This window comes from Ruegeria sp. CDSA034 (genome assembly GCF_059612275.1).
This window is the reverse complement of sequence record NZ_JBXWQH010000011.1, coordinates 136,974-149,885: the sequence shown is the minus strand read 5'-3', so window position 1 is coordinate 149,885 and position 12,912 is coordinate 136,974. Positions and strand designations below refer to the sequence as shown.

17 protein-coding genes are annotated in these 12,912 nt (G+C 57.5%); 14 read left to right on the top strand and 3 right to left on the bottom strand.

Going from position 1 to position 12,912, the window contains the following annotated elements:
- The coding region (locus AC2FLJ_RS17155; RefSeq protein WP_211198660.1) for an EF-Tu C-terminal domain-related protein at positions 1 to 77 on the top strand (77 nt) is incomplete at its 5' end.
- Between the two features lie 95 nt (positions 78 to 172).
- On the opposite strand, the gene AC2FLJ_RS17150 is transcribed toward AC2FLJ_RS17155, so the two are convergent.
- A complete protein-coding gene (locus AC2FLJ_RS17150) occupies positions 173 to 514 on the bottom strand; it encodes a RidA family protein (RefSeq protein ID WP_282120772.1) in 342 nt (113 codons plus the stop codon).
- Between the two features lie 641 nt (positions 515 to 1,155).
- Here AC2FLJ_RS17150 and AC2FLJ_RS17145 point away from each other — a divergent pair.
- Positions 1,156 to 1,476, top strand: coding sequence for a tetratricopeptide repeat protein (locus AC2FLJ_RS17145; RefSeq protein ID WP_496699752.1), 321 nt, complete (start codon positions 1,156 to 1,158; stop codon positions 1,474 to 1,476).
- Between the two features lie 15 nt (positions 1,477 to 1,491).
- Entirely contained in the window at positions 1,492 to 2,298 is an 807-nt protein-coding gene (locus tag AC2FLJ_RS17140) for a hypothetical protein (RefSeq protein WP_496706878.1), read from the top strand.
- 25 nt (positions 2,299 to 2,323) lie between these two features.
- Here the strand turns inward: AC2FLJ_RS17140 and rpe are convergent, their stop codons facing one another.
- Positions 2,324 to 3,013: a ribulose-phosphate 3-epimerase gene (gene rpe / locus AC2FLJ_RS17135; RefSeq protein ID WP_496699750.1), complete on the bottom strand. Its 690-nt coding sequence runs from the start codon at positions 3,011 to 3,013 to the stop codon at positions 2,324 to 2,326.
- 164 nt (positions 3,014 to 3,177) lie between these two features.
- Between rpe and phnC the strand changes: the two genes are divergently transcribed.
- From phnC to AC2FLJ_RS17110, 5 genes are all read left to right on the top strand, one after another.
- Positions 3,178 to 3,999 (top strand): phosphonate ABC transporter ATP-binding protein, encoded by an 822-nt coding sequence (gene phnC, locus AC2FLJ_RS17130; RefSeq protein ID WP_496699749.1) that lies wholly within the window; start codon positions 3,178 to 3,180, stop codon positions 3,997 to 3,999.
- A gap of 65 nt (positions 4,000 to 4,064) precedes the next feature.
- Entirely contained in the window at positions 4,065 to 4,967 is a 903-nt protein-coding gene (gene phnD / locus AC2FLJ_RS17125; protein WP_282170697.1) for a phosphonate ABC transporter substrate-binding protein, read from the top strand.
- 67 nt (positions 4,968 to 5,034) lie between these two features.
- Positions 5,035 to 5,916, top strand: coding sequence for a phosphonate ABC transporter, permease protein PhnE (gene phnE / locus AC2FLJ_RS17120; protein WP_496699748.1), 882 nt, complete (start codon positions 5,035 to 5,037; stop codon positions 5,914 to 5,916).
- The gene (phnE, locus tag AC2FLJ_RS17115) at positions 5,913 to 7,280 is read left to right on the top strand and encodes a phosphonate ABC transporter, permease protein PhnE (protein WP_496699747.1); all 1,368 of its coding nucleotides are present in this window, start codon (positions 5,913 to 5,915) and stop codon (positions 7,278 to 7,280) included. Before phnE (AC2FLJ_RS17120) ends, phnE (AC2FLJ_RS17115) begins: the two co-directional genes overlap by 4 nt.
- A 24-nt stretch (positions 7,281 to 7,304) precedes the next feature.
- The gene (locus AC2FLJ_RS17110; protein WP_496699746.1) at positions 7,305 to 7,925 is read left to right on the top strand and encodes an LbetaH domain-containing protein; all 621 of its coding nucleotides are present in this window, start codon (positions 7,305 to 7,307) and stop codon (positions 7,923 to 7,925) included.
- Between the two features lie 104 nt (positions 7,926 to 8,029).
- Here the strand turns inward: AC2FLJ_RS17110 and phnF are convergent, their stop codons facing one another.
- Positions 8,030 to 8,740, bottom strand: coding sequence for a phosphonate metabolism transcriptional regulator PhnF (gene phnF, locus AC2FLJ_RS17105; protein ID WP_496706875.1), 711 nt, complete (start codon positions 8,738 to 8,740; stop codon positions 8,030 to 8,032).
- A gap of 103 nt (positions 8,741 to 8,843) precedes the next feature.
- Here phnF and phnG point away from each other — a divergent pair, with 103 nt between their 5' ends.
- From phnG to phnK, 6 genes are read left to right on the top strand one after another with little or no spacing between them, the layout of a single operon-like run.
- Entirely contained in the window at positions 8,844 to 9,305 is a 462-nt protein-coding gene (gene phnG / locus AC2FLJ_RS17100) for a phosphonate C-P lyase system protein PhnG (RefSeq protein WP_496699744.1), read from the top strand.
- Entirely contained in the window at positions 9,302 to 9,877 is a 576-nt protein-coding gene (gene phnH, locus AC2FLJ_RS17095) for a phosphonate C-P lyase system protein PhnH (RefSeq protein ID WP_496699743.1), read from the top strand. The genes phnG and phnH overlap by 4 nt, the downstream gene beginning before the upstream one ends.
- 3 nt (positions 9,878 to 9,880) lie before the next feature.
- The gene (locus AC2FLJ_RS17090; protein WP_496706872.1) at positions 9,881 to 10,972 is read left to right on the top strand and encodes a carbon-phosphorus lyase complex subunit; all 1,092 of its coding nucleotides are present in this window, start codon (positions 9,881 to 9,883) and stop codon (positions 10,970 to 10,972) included.
- Between the two features lie 28 nt (positions 10,973 to 11,000).
- Positions 11,001 to 11,273 carry a hypothetical protein gene (locus AC2FLJ_RS17085; protein ID WP_496699741.1) on the top strand — a complete coding sequence of 91 codons (273 nt, stop codon included), beginning with the start codon at positions 11,001 to 11,003 and terminating at the stop codon, positions 11,271 to 11,273.
- A complete protein-coding gene (locus tag AC2FLJ_RS17080) occupies positions 11,270 to 12,130 on the top strand; it encodes an alpha-D-ribose 1-methylphosphonate 5-phosphate C-P-lyase PhnJ (RefSeq protein ID WP_496699740.1) in 861 nt (286 codons plus the stop codon). The genes AC2FLJ_RS17085 and AC2FLJ_RS17080 overlap by 4 nt, the downstream gene beginning before the upstream one ends.
- Positions 12,127 to 12,897 (top strand): phosphonate C-P lyase system protein PhnK, encoded by a 771-nt coding sequence (gene phnK, locus AC2FLJ_RS17075; protein WP_496706870.1) that lies wholly within the window; start codon positions 12,127 to 12,129, stop codon positions 12,895 to 12,897. The genes AC2FLJ_RS17080 and phnK overlap by 4 nt, the downstream gene beginning before the upstream one ends.
- Positions 12,898 to 12,912 lie beyond the last annotated feature (15 nt).

Genomic DNA, 12,912 nt, shown 5'->3' with positions numbered 1-12,912 from the left:
AAAACGGCCTGCGTTTCGCCATCCGCGAAGGCGGCCGCACCGTCGGCGCCGGCGTCGTGTCGAAAATCGTCGAGTAATCGCTCTCGAGATATCAAACGAAAAGGGCGTCCCTGGGGACGCCCTTTTTTGTTTGCATTCCTGCTATGGTCAGCACGCGTTGCGCGGACAGGAATTAGTCGTAGGCCGCGTCGACGATGAATTCCACCTTCAGCTCGGCGCGCGCCAATTTGGCTTCGCCGCAAGCCCGCGCTGGGGCATGGCCCTTTGGAACCCAGGCATTCCAGACCTCGTTCAAACCTGCAAAATCCTTCATGTCGGCCAGCCAAATCGTCACGCGAAGCATCTTTTCGCGCGATGAGCCAGCCTGTTCGAGAAGGGCGTCAATCTTCTCGAGGCAAATCCGGACCTGTTCCTGAATTGTCTCGCCCTCGGCGACTTGCCCGGTCAGATAGGCCACGCCGTTGTGTTTTACAATTTTTGAGGACCGTTCGCCGGTATCTATGCGTTCAATCATGGGGGTATTCTCGTTTTTTGGTGTCGGATACGTTCGTTCATGGTCACAATCCACCAGTATGGCAAACGGAAACCGTTTGAGTGCGTTTCAGAGAAATTTAATACACAGGAAACAAACGTGATCTGAAAGCGCGTGGATCTATCACGCATTCGTGCTGCCTCGATTGCTTGTTTTTGCTTTCTTCCGTCCAAACGCGAACGGGCTTTTTCATCCCGGCGCTGAGTGGCCTCGGCGTGGATAGTAAAGGCCGTTGATACCTACAACAAAACTGCCACCGCCAATCCCTCAGCCCTTCCGTAAAATCTCTGAAAGATCTGCGGCGGGGTTTCTTCTGGCACACAGGCGAATTATTTGGCCGCGTCACCCGGGCCGGCTTTTTTCTTTTCAGAATTGTCAGTATTCTGGCGGCAGACATTCAGATTTTCGGCAACATTATCAAATCGTTAAATAAATTCACCGGGTTTCCCCTGACAGCAATGATCTCGGTTGCTGGCGTAGAGCAGGCTAAGCCGCTGCTTACGAACTCTCAGGAAACCTATGTTTCCGCCTGCCTGGATCAGAGTGACACGCCAGAGCGAATCATCGAAATCTGCCAGCACGGGCTGGGTGATGTCGGCGCGTCTGATCGGTAGCGTAGTGAGATGTTGGATAAGCTTGCATGGGCCTATTATGATCTCGACGATATGGATCAGGCCGATGACGCATTTGCCGAAATTCTGGCCTTGAATCCCGATACCGAGCTTGGGCTGCAGGGGCGGGCGTGGGTGTATTACAATCGCGATGATTATGCGGCTGCGACCGCGTTGTTTAGGCAAGCCATATCGCGCAAGCCCAATGCAAGCAACATGGCTGGTCTGGCCGCCAGCGCGCGCCGGGCCGGAGAGATGGATTTTGCCGAATTCGAAGAGATGATGCAAACCGCTCTGGCCCTGAACCCTGAATACACTTGGGCGATGCGGTAGCTTGCCTGGAAATTGGTGGATCGTAACCGGCAGGGCGAAGCGCTGAGCCTGTTCAGAACCGCCAGCGAACTGGATCCATATGATCCATATGCGGAATACGGTGTCGCCTTTCTGTTGTCCGAGCAGAACGATTGGGAAGCTGCGTTTGACCACGTAAGTCGGGCATTGGAACTGAAGCCGGATTTCGTGACCGCATTATCGCGCCGGTCCCTTATCTTGCTGATGCTGGATCGGCCCAAACAGGCATTGAAAGATGCCGAAGCGGTGATTGAGGCCGAACCTGATGACACGGACGGCTACGTGCGAAAGGCGCGGGCGCTGTCAGACTTAGGCCAAAGATCACAGGCGCATGAGGTGTTGGAGCTGGCGGAAAGCCGGGTGGGACCGGGTAGTTATCTGCTTTATTGGCGGGCCAGCCTGTTGGCGGACGACCTCGAGTATGAAGCCGCTCTTTTCCACATTCGACGCAGTGTCGCGCTTGAGGGTGCCGACCGCTTTGACCACCGCCTGCATGCGGATATCGCGTTAGGGCTGGGGTACACGGATGAAGCCCGTGATGCCATTGATCAGGCGCTTGGTCTCTACCCCGATGGAGAGTTTGAGCAGTATACGAATGCGCTGGTGCTGCTGGCCGAGGACAGGTTCGATGCAGCAGAAAGCATGTTCGATTCTGCCACCGCCGCAGGCCTGCACCAGGACTATCTTGGCGACTTTCTGGCCGCTTTGGTGGCCGAGGGGCGGTTCATGCAAGCGATCAAGATGCGTGCTCGGTACAAGAACCGCCAACCGGATGCGACAAGTGACGAGCAACGTTCCAACTAGCGCGTCACTTTGGATGCAGTGATGTTTACGAGGTCGCCGATTCCGCCGCGCTACGCACCGCTTTGATGTTTGCGCCGTAGACGTCCGGGTTATCGACCGAACCGCCCTTGAATACGGCTGAACCTGCGACCAGCACATCCGCACCAGCTGCGGCCACCAGCGGGGCCGTCTTGGGGTCGACGCCACCGTCAATCTCGATATGGATCGGACGGTCTCCGATCATCGACCGCAGTTTGCGAATCTTGTTGGTCATGTCGATGAATTTCTGGCCGCCAAAACCGGGGTTCACTGTCATGACGCAAACCAGATCGGTCAGGTCCAGCAAGTGTTCAACCGCGTCGGCCGGGGTGCCGGGGTTCAACGCAACGCCCGCCTTCATGCCAGCGGCGCGAATCGCCTGCAAAGTACGGTGGGTATGGGCCCCGGCCTCGACATGTGCAGTCAGGATATCGGCGCCTGCATCCGCGTAGGCCTGAATGTAGGGATCAACCGGCGCGATCATCAGATGCACGTCCATGACCGTTTTGACATGAGGGCGGAACGCTTTGACGGCGGGCGGGCCAAAGGTCAGGTTGGGCACGAAATGGCCGTCCATGACGTCGATATGGACCCAATCCGCCCCCTGGGCTTCGATGGCCTGAATCTCGGCACCGAAATTGGCGAAATCTGCGGACAGGATCGACGGGGCGATCTTGATGCTGCGGTCAAAGCTCATGAATGGCCTCATATGGATAGCGTGTTGGCACAGCGTATAGCGGCGATATGCGCCAATGGGTAGGCCCTCGGTGCGCAGGGGTGTTTACAAAACTTTCACTGTGCCGACACAAAGCCGTTGAATCCCGCCTGTAGCTGGTCGCCAACACGAATTGGGGGTGGCACGTGCTGCGGATAGAAAAACTGACCAAGCGCTTTGGCGACAACGTGGCCGTTGATGCAGCGACGCTGGATGTAGACAAGCCATGCATGATTGGCATCATCGGGCGGTCCGGCGCGGGCAAGTCGACGTTGTTGCGGATGATCAATCGTCTGACGGATGCAAGCGACGGCGAGATCCTGTTTCAAGGTCGTGATATCACCAAGCTGAAAGGCCGTGATAAACGCGCATGGCAGGCTGATTGCGCGATGATCTTTCAGCAGTTCAATCTGGTGCCGCGCATGGATGTGGTGTCGAACGTGCTGCATGGCACGTTGAACCGCCACTCGACACTGGCGACCATGTTTAACCTGTTCCCGATGGAAGATATCCACCGTGCGATTGATATTCTGGATCGCCTTGGCATCGCCGCGCACGCGCCCAAACGCGCCGAAGCGCTGTCGGGTGGTCAGCAACAGCGCGTCGCCATCGCGCGCGCCCTGATGCAGGACCCTAAGATCATTCTGGCGGATGAACCCATCGCCTCGCTGGACCCGATGAACGCGCAGGTGGTGATGCAGGCGCTGCGCCGCATCCACGAAGAAGACGGCCGAACCGTCATCGCCAACCTGCACACGTTGGATACCGCCCGCCGCTATTGTGACCGCGTCGTCGGTATGCGCGACGGACGTATCGTTTTCGACGGGTTGCCCGAGCAACTGACAACTGGCGTGGCCCGCGAAATTTACGGCGCCGACGCCAGCTTCTCGGAAGAGGCAACTTCGACCCAGATTGAAACACTCGACGCGACCTCAAAAGCGTTGATGGAAGCCGAAGCGACCATCTAGGCCCAATTCACCCCTTTCATCGACCGGCCGATGAAAGGCCGGCGCATCAAACCGGAGAGAGACAGATGAAAAAACTGATTGCCGCCCTGGTGGCCACAACTGCAATAGCCGCGCCAGCCATGGCGCAAGAGATTTCCGAATTCCGCATTGGTATTCTGGGCGGAGAAAACGCACAGGACCGTCTGAGCAAGCAGGAATGCTTGCGCGAGCAGACTGAGGACCTGCTGGGTGTCGAGACCAAGCTGTTCGCGCCCGCCGATTACAATGGTGTCATTCAAGGGCTGCTTGGCGGCACCATCGACATGGCTTGGCTGGGTGCATCCGGCTACGCCAAAACCTACCTGAGTGATCCCGAAGCGGTTGAGCCTGTTCTGGTCAAGGTCAACACCGATGGCAGCTATGGCTACTATTCGATCGGATTTGCCCGCAAGGACAGTGGCATTGCCTCGTTGGAAGACATGAAGGACAAAACCTTCGGCTTTGGCGACCCCAATTCGACCTCGGGCTTCCTTATCCCGTCAATCGAAATTCCGCAGGCCACCGGTGCAACCATGACCTCGGGTGATTATTTTGGTGAAGTCAAATTCACCGGTGGTCATGAGCAGACTATTGTGGCCGTAAACAACGGTGACGTCGACGGTGGCGTGACATGGGCCGACGGTCTTGGGGACTGGGAAGATGGCTATCAGTCCGGCGCACTGCGCCGTGCCGTGGATGCCGGTCTGGTCGACATGAACGATCTGGTCGAGATTTGGAAATCCGCTCCGATCCCTGAAGGCCCGTTTGTTCTGCGCACCGAACTGCCCGAGGATGTCAAAATCAAGATGACCGGTATGCTGGCCTCGATGAATTCGATTGATCCGGACTGCATGTACAACGTTCTGGGCGGTGAATCCAAAGGCCTTATGCCGATCACCCACGACGCCTACGAAATCATTATCGAAGCGCGCAAGCTGAAGTCCAACTAAGTCCGTAAGCACAATGATCGGGGTCCGGCGCACAACCGGACCCCGTTTTTCCACTCAGGAGCATTCCATGACAGACCTGACCGTAGGGTCCCCCAGCGTCGACCAGATCCGGGCCGACTATTCCGAGATGACACGACGCAAGCGGGTCTATGGTGGTATCCTTCTGATCGTATTCGTGGCCATGATGGCTGCGGGTTTCCGCACTGCCGACGACCGTAATGCCGGCAGCTTTGTCGACGGCTGGCACCGTATCCTCGACTACCCGACCGAGGTTCTGTCGGAAGCATGGGAAAAGATCGGCGCGATGCCGGAGAACCTTGTGAAGTTTTTCCCGGCTCTGGTCGAGACACTCAATATCGCTGCGGCTTCGACGTTGATAGGGGCCATCGCCGGGACGTTTCTGGCGCTGATGTCCACGCGTGGCATGGCATTGTGGCCCTCGCTTATCCCGCTGTTTCGTCGCATCGCTGATATCTTTCGCGCGGTCCCCGAGATCGTTATCGCTTTGGTTTTGATCTTTGTGCTGGGCGGTGGTCCGGTGCCCGCAATGATTGCCATAGCCATTCATACGGCGGGTGCGCTGGGCAAGCTGTTCTCGGAAGTGAACGAGAATGCCTCTCTGAAACCGGTCGAGGGGCTTCATTCGGTTGGCGCAAACTGGTCTCAGCGGATGTATCTGGGCGTGATCCCGCAGGTTGGACCGAACTATGTCAGTTATGCGCTGCTGCGGTTCGAAATCAACATTCGCGCCTCGGCCATTCTGGGTTTTGTTGGTGCGGGCGGGCTGGGATACGAGCTGCGCAACGCGATGTCCTGGGGGCAGGGGCGTTATGACGAAGCTGCAGCCATTTTCCTTCTGCTGTTCGTCACGATTGTTGTTGTCGATCAGATATCGGGTCTGCTGCGCGCGCGCCTTACTCATGGTTCCCAGAAAGGAGCGCTGGCATGAGCACCTTCGCCACTGACCTAACCATCAACGAGTTGAAAGCCGAAGCTGACCGTCTGTTCAACCGCAAACGGCTGACCAACTTTGGATTGCCCGCGCTTGTTTTTGTCTATCTGATTTACGTGTTCTTTGCTTTCGACGTGTCTGGAATGGCCGAGCGCGCGAACTGGGAGAACGGCAAAACGCTGATAGCAGACAGCTACAGCTACAAAACGCATGTTTCGCGTGACAATCGCACTGGTGAGGTTTCAACCGCCATCGAAGGTGAACGCAAGGGCCGCTACCCCGACGGTGAGGCTCCGGGCTGGGTGAGTTTAGGCGAAACTACGGTCATTGATCTGGAAGACGGCCACATCGTCCGCTTTGGCCCCGAGACAGTGGAATACGATATCCCCGGCTATGGCATTGTCCGCGCGACACCGACCCGCTCTGCTGGTGTTCAGGCTGAACTGCCCGCGGGCGAGGTGCCGGATTGGATCAACGTCTCAAAAAACCGCATGGCGATTACAACGGATGCGGGGCGCCTGACCGTGACCCGCAACCGGTCCGAGGTCTTCCGCTATTTCAATGGGTGGGAGCTGTTCTGGTTCACGCTTGATAGCCCTTACTATGGTAAGTCGTTCCCTGAATTGGCCGGTCTGGCTGCGCAAGGCGAGGCCAGAGCGATCTTGAATGACTTCTGGACCAACAAGATGTGGCGGCATCAGGATGTTGTCTGGGCCATTTTTGAAACCATCCTGATGGCATTTCTCGGCACGTTAGGCGCGGGTATGATCGCATTGCCTTTGGCGTTTCTCGCCACGCGAAATTTCAACCCGCTCAAATCCGTCCGGTTTCTGACGCGGCGTGTGTTTGACTTTGTGCGCGGTGTAGACGCGCTGATCTGGACGGTTGTTCTGGCCCGCGCTTTTGGACCCGGCCCGCTGACGGGAGCACTGGCCATTCTGGTGACCGATACCGGCACGTTCGGCAAGATCTTCTCGGAAGCGCTGGAAAACGTCGACGAAAAGCAGATCGAAGGTGTGCAATCCACCGGGGCGAATGCACCGCAACGCTATCGCTATGGTGTGATCCCACAGGTGACGCCGGTGCTGCTAAGTCAGTTGCTCTACTTTCTTGAATCCAACACCCGCAGCGCCACGGTGATCGGTGCGATCACCGGCGGTGGCATCGGCCTGTTGCTGACGCAAGCGATCATCACCCAGAAGGATTGGGAAGAGGTCGCCTATTACATCGTTCTGATTATTCTGATGGTGATGCTGATGGACTGGTTCTCGGGCTGGCTGCGCCGCCGGCTTATCCATGGTGAGACAGGCAAGATACGCAAAGCCAGGGACACAAAGGCAAAGTCGTTCTTTTTGCCGTGACTCATGACTAAGGACTACAAAACAATGGCACGACTGCGTTCCGACCAACCGTTTATCCATCCTGATTGCCAAATCTCGAGTAGTTCCTTCGGCGAATTTGTCGAAATTGGTGCGGGAAGCCGCGTTGTGAATTCTGCTTTCGGCGACTATTCGTATTGCGACCGGACCTGTGACATTGCGAATGCCGAGATCGGGAAGTTCGCCAATATCGCCAGTTTCACTCGGATCGGCGCGACAGATCATCCGATGGAGAAGGCGTCATTGCATCACTTCCTGTATCGTTCGGCAGATTACTGGGATGATGCCGAGGATGACGCGGATTGGTTCAAACATCGCGCCAGTCGCGTCGCCCGGATCGGCCATGATACTTGGATTGGGCATGCGGCAATTATCAAACCTGAAGTGACCATCGGGCACGGCGCGGTGGTTGCTTCGGGGTCTGTCGTCACTAAGGATGTAGCGCCCTATACAATTGTAGGCGGCGTGACCGCCAAACCGATCCGTACCCGGTATCCGGTTGGCGTGGCCGAGCGCATGATGGACCTGGCCTGGTGGGATTGGGACAATTCCCGTCTACGTGCGGCCCTGCCGGATTTCCGAACATTGGGCGCCGAGGCATTCTTGGAAAAATACGAGCCAACTTGAATAGGCAAGAACCGAAACCTTCTGTGCCCGCACCCGCATCGTCTATGACCAACGGGATGAGACCTCAGTCAGGAGGTCGAGACGGGCGGGAGGGTCGTTACGGATTAGTCCTCGTTCAGGGTCAGGGTGACCCGATCTCCGGCAAATACGGTTCGCCCGAATTCAACCGGCAGACCATTGGGATCTGCGTTTATGCCGACGGAATACAGAACAGGCGCACCTTCGGTCAGTCGCAGGTGCAGGGCCTGTGTTGCCGTCGCCGCGCGCGCATTCAGGCGGGTTGAGATGCGGGTGTAATCCTTAACACCGCAGTGCTGCAAAGCCTTCGTTACCGATTCTGTCTCGGATAGCGCCTCAAGAATGCCGGGCAAGCGGTCCGCGGGAAAGACACTTTGGAACAGCCCGATTGGCTGCCCATCCGCCAGAGACAGTCCGTCATATACGTGTACCTGGTCGCCTGAAGCGATCTCCAGGGCCTCTGCTTCTGTTTCATCTGCGGCGCGCGTTGTGAGCGTAAGTATCTTTTTGCCGGGAATCTTACCGCTGGCCGAGATGCTCTTGTGGTATCGGACGCGCTTGCCGATGGCATAATCGGTCGGACGGGCCGCGACAAAGACACCGGCGCCGCGACGGGCATGCACCAGACCTTGGTCCGCCAGATCCGACAACGCGCGCCGTACCGTATGGCGGTTGACCCCGTGTTTTGCCGCCAATTGCGCCTCGGTCGGCAGGCGGTCGCCGGTGTTGTACCGACCTTCTGCAATGTCGGATGTCAGGTTCAGGGCGATGCTTTTCCAGACGGGTGTTTTTCTCATGTCATTAAATCTTCACAAGGTTGCGGATTGCCAGCCCAGGCATCGGGATGTAGTATTTGTCTAGTTGTATAGATCATGTAGACAACCCGGCCAAGAGGCTTTGATGACCGATCAAACAAATAATTCTAAGGCGACGCGGCAGGACTGGATGGGCCTGCTGGCGCGTGCGCCTGAAAGCGCGCTGATGCCCCTCTGGGATAAGTACGAAGGATGCCCGCACTTTGAATGGCTGCGCAGCCCCGAAGTGGGCGGCGTCATGGTGCGCGGGCGCACTGGTGGCACTGGCGCTCGGTTCAACCTTGGCGAAATGACCGTCACGCGGTGTTCTCTGGTGCTGCAGGATGGAACGGTTGGGCATGGATACGTGCAGGGCCGGTCCAAGCCCAAGGCCCAGGCGGCCGCGTTGATTGATGCCTTGATGCAGACCTCGGCTGCGGGTGCGGTTCATGACCAAGTGATCGCGCCGCTCAAGGGTCAGATGCAGTCCGCCAGAACAGATCGCGCCTCCAAAGCCGCAGCGACGAAGGTCGAGTTTTTCACCATGGTAAGGGGAGAGGACACATGACGGCGCAGACCCAATTTTCCGGGGGTTTTCAGAATGCACCGGTCCAGGCCGCGCATGCATTCCGCGCCGCCATGACCGTAATGGCCCAGCCCGGAGAAATCCGTGATCTGAAGGGTGCGCAACCGCCAAAGCCCCTGTCGATCGCAGCGGGAACCTTGCTGCTGACTTTGTGTGACCCCGAGACAAAGGTCCATCTGGCGGGCGCGTTCAACAACTATGGGGTGCGCGAGTGGCTGACCTTTCACACAGGTGCGCCCATTTCACAGGCTGCTGTAGCAGATTTCGCCGTAGGGACTTGGGCCGAGCTCAGCCCACTGGGATCATTTCGTATCGGTACCGCAGAATACCCAGATCGCTCGGCCACCTTGATTGTTGAATGTGACGCGCTGCAACAAGCAGGTGCCATTCTAAGTGGTCCGGGGATCAAAGACACTGCGCGGCTATCCTTGCCGAATGCCCTGGCATTGCAGGCCAACTCGGCTTTGTACCCGCTTGGATGTGACTTCTTTTTTACCTGCGGCGACCGGGTGGCGGCCCTGCCTCGCAGTTCCCAAATCAGTGTGGAGGCCTAGGCAATGTATGTTGCAGTCAAGGGTGGCGAGACGGCTATCGAAAACGCACATGCCTGGTTGGCGGAAGAAAGACGCGGCGCAACCGACATTGATGAACTGAGCATCGTCCAGATCCGCGAACAGCTGGGTTTGGCGGTCAATCGGGTGATGGCCGAGGGGTCGTTGTACGACCCCGATTTGGCGGCCCTGGCTATCAAGCAGTCGCGCGGTGATCTGATCGAAGCGATCTTTCTGATCCGAGCCTACCGGACGACATTGCCGCGATTTGGCTATTCGAACCCCGTCAAGACTGATGAGATGGCGTGTGATCGCCGGATTTCGGCCACGTTCAAGGATGCGCCGGGCGGGCAGGTGCTGGGGCCAACCTTTGATTACACACACCGCTTGCTGGACTTCAAACTGGCCGCAGAAGGTGAGGTTCCGGCTGCGCCTACGGCGCAACCCCGCACCGAGGCGACGCCGCATATCACTGAGTTCCTGAAGGGCGAGGACATCATTCAGGATGAACCCGCCAGTGACACCACCCCGGGTGATCTGACCCGCGAACCGATGGAGTTTCCGTCGAACCGCCCCCTGCGTCTGCAATCCCTGACCCGCGGGGATGAGGGGTTTGTACTGGGCATGGCCTATTCAACGCAACGCGGTTACGCCCGTAACCACGCATTCGTCGGTGAGTTGCGGATCGGTAAGGTCGCAGTGGAAATGGACATCCCGGAACTGGGTTTCGCCATCGACATCGGCGAAATCGAATTGACCGAATGCGAGACGGTGAACCAGTTCAAAGGTTCCAAGACGGAACCCCCGCAATTCACCCGTGGCTATGGTTTGGTGTTTGGTCAGTCTGAACGGAAATCCATCGCGATGGCTTTGGTGGATCGCGCCCTGCGTTGGGAAGAGTTGGGCGAAGACAATCTGGGCGCACCCGCGCAGGACGAGGAATTCGTGCTCAGCCACGCGGACAACATTCAGGCGACGGGTTTCCTCGAGCATATCAAGCTGCCGCACTACGTGGATTTCCAGTCCGAGCTGGAACTGGTTCGCAAACTACGACGCGAAGCCGAAGAACGGATGCAGCCGAAAGAGGCTGCAGAATGAAGGTCGAGCCAAAGGAAAGGGGGCATCAATGAACTGGATAGCGCCCGCATATGCGCGGCGGCAAGCCAAGCTGGGGATTTTACCAACCTGCCTTATTGGCGTCGCAGGTTTCTACCGGGTGGCGAGTCCGTGCGCGCGCCAACCGAACTCCATTCGCCATTTGGATCCCTCTTTTGCGCACGACGTCGTCGCTTCGCATGACGAGAGTGAAAGAAAAGATACACCAATAGCGCCAATAACAATGCGCCCAACAGAAATACGTCCACAAAAACACCAAAAACAAAGTGATACATCAAAATGAATGAGTATAACTTCGCATATTTGGACGAACAAACCAAGCGAATGATCCGGCGCGCCATTCTGAAAGGTCTGGCTGTGCCCGGTTATCAGGTGCCATTCGCCAGCCGTGAAATGCCGATGCCATATGGCTGGGGCACCGGTGGCGTGCAGGTTTCAGCCGCTACATTGATGCCCGAGGACACGTTTAAAGTGATCGATCAGGGTGCCGATGACACCACCAACGCCGTGTCGATCCGCAAGTTTTTTGAGAACACGGCAGGTGTGGAAACGACCGAGGAAACCGAAAAGGCCACAGTCATCCAGACCCGCCACCGCATCCCCGAGGCGAAGCTGCGCAAGGACCAGATCATCGTTTATCAGGTGCCGATCCCGGAACCTCTGCGCTTTCTGGAACCGCGTGAGACCGAGACCCGCAAGATGCACAGCCTCGAAGAATATGGGCTGATGCATGTGAAGCTGTACGAGGACATCAGCCAGCACGGGGCGATTTCGACCGCATATGCCTATCCGGTGAAAGTGTCGGACCGCTACGTGATGGATCCGTCGCCGATCCCGAAATTCGACAATCCAAAACTTGAGATGGACGCGATCCAGCTGTTTGGTGCGGGACGTGAACAGCGGATTTACGCGGTTCCGCCGCATACCAAGGTCGTCAGTCTGGATTTCGAGGATTACCCGTTTGAGGCCACCAAGGCCGATCACCCATGCGATCTTTGTGGGGCAGAGGATAGCTATCTCGACGAAGTGATCATGGATGATGCAGGCAACCGGATGTTCGTCTGTTCCGACACCGATTATTGCCGGTCACGCCGCGAGGCGGGCCATGTTGGCCAACTGGCCGAGGAGAATGCGGCATGACCCCCTTATTGCAGGTCAAAGGCATCGAAAAGCGCTATGGCGCGCGGATCGGGTGCTCGGATGTGAGTTTTGATCTCTTCCCTGGAGAAGTAATGGGGATCGTGGGTGAAAGCGGATCGGGCAAGTCGACGCTGTTGAATTGCATGGCCGGTCATCTGGAACCCGATGCGGGGCAGGTGATTTTTGACACACGCGCTGATGGTCCAGTGGATACGGTCACCATGTCCGAACCGGAACGTCGGATGCTAAGCCGTACGGACTGGGCCTTTGTACATCAGCATGCGCGCGATGGCCTGCGGATGTCGGTCAGTGCTGGCGGCAATATTGGTGAGCGTCTGATGGCGGTGGGGGATCGCCACTATGGCGACATCCGGGACCGTGCGATCGACTGGCTGGGCCGGGTTGAGATTGAGGAATCTCGTGTGGATGACCGTCCGTCCGCCTTCTCTGGCGGGATGCAGCAGCGATTGCAGATTGCCCGCAATCTGGTCACAGGGCCGCGCCTCGTGTTCATGGATGAACCAACGGGCGGGCTGGATGTTTCCGTTCAGGCGCGTCTGCTGGATCTGCTGCGCGGGTTGGTGCGTGAGATGGGGTTGAGCGCGATCATCGTCACCCATGACCTCGCCGTCGTACGCCTGCTGGCGGATCGACTGATGGTGATGAAAAGCGGTCAAGTGGTTGAGGCCGGGTTGACCGATCAGGTTCTGGACGATCCGCAACATGCCTACACGCAGTTGCTCGTGTCCAGCGTTCTGCAGGTTTGAGTATTTGGAAAAAGA

Bases quoted from the DNA above. Each gene is read 5' to 3' on its own strand.
- AC2FLJ_RS17150 (WP_282120772.1), bottom strand. From the start codon at position 514: ATGATTGAACGCATAGATACCGGCGAACGGTCCTCAAAAATTGTAAAA.
- AC2FLJ_RS17145 (WP_496699752.1), top strand. From the start codon at position 1,156: ATGTTGGATAAGCTTGCATGGGCCTATTATGATCTCGACGATATGGAT.
- rpe (WP_496699750.1), bottom strand. From the start codon at position 3,013: ATGAGCTTTGACCGCAGCATCAAGATCGCCCCGTCGATCCTGTCCGCA.
- phnD (WP_282170697.1), top strand. From the start codon at position 4,065: ATGAAAAAACTGATTGCCGCCCTGGTGGCCACAACTGCAATAGCCGCG.
- phnE (WP_496699748.1), top strand. From the start codon at position 5,035: ATGACAGACCTGACCGTAGGGTCCCCCAGCGTCGACCAGATCCGGGCC.
- phnE (WP_496699747.1), top strand. From the start codon at position 5,913: ATGAGCACCTTCGCCACTGACCTAACCATCAACGAGTTGAAAGCCGAA.
- AC2FLJ_RS17110 (WP_496699746.1), top strand. From the start codon at position 7,305: ATGGCACGACTGCGTTCCGACCAACCGTTTATCCATCCTGATTGCCAA.
- phnF (WP_496706875.1), bottom strand. From the start codon at position 8,740: ATGAGAAAAACACCCGTCTGGAAAAGCATCGCCCTGAACCTGACATCC.
- phnG (WP_496699744.1), top strand. From the start codon at position 8,844: ATGACCGATCAAACAAATAATTCTAAGGCGACGCGGCAGGACTGGATG.
- phnH (WP_496699743.1), top strand. From the start codon at position 9,302: ATGACGGCGCAGACCCAATTTTCCGGGGGTTTTCAGAATGCACCGGTC.
- AC2FLJ_RS17090 (WP_496706872.1), top strand. From the start codon at position 9,881: ATGTATGTTGCAGTCAAGGGTGGCGAGACGGCTATCGAAAACGCACAT.
- AC2FLJ_RS17085 (WP_496699741.1), top strand. From the start codon at position 11,001: ATGAACTGGATAGCGCCCGCATATGCGCGGCGGCAAGCCAAGCTGGGG.
- AC2FLJ_RS17080 (WP_496699740.1), top strand. From the start codon at position 11,270: ATGAATGAGTATAACTTCGCATATTTGGACGAACAAACCAAGCGAATG.
- phnK (WP_496706870.1), top strand. From the start codon at position 12,127: ATGACCCCCTTATTGCAGGTCAAAGGCATCGAAAAGCGCTATGGCGCG.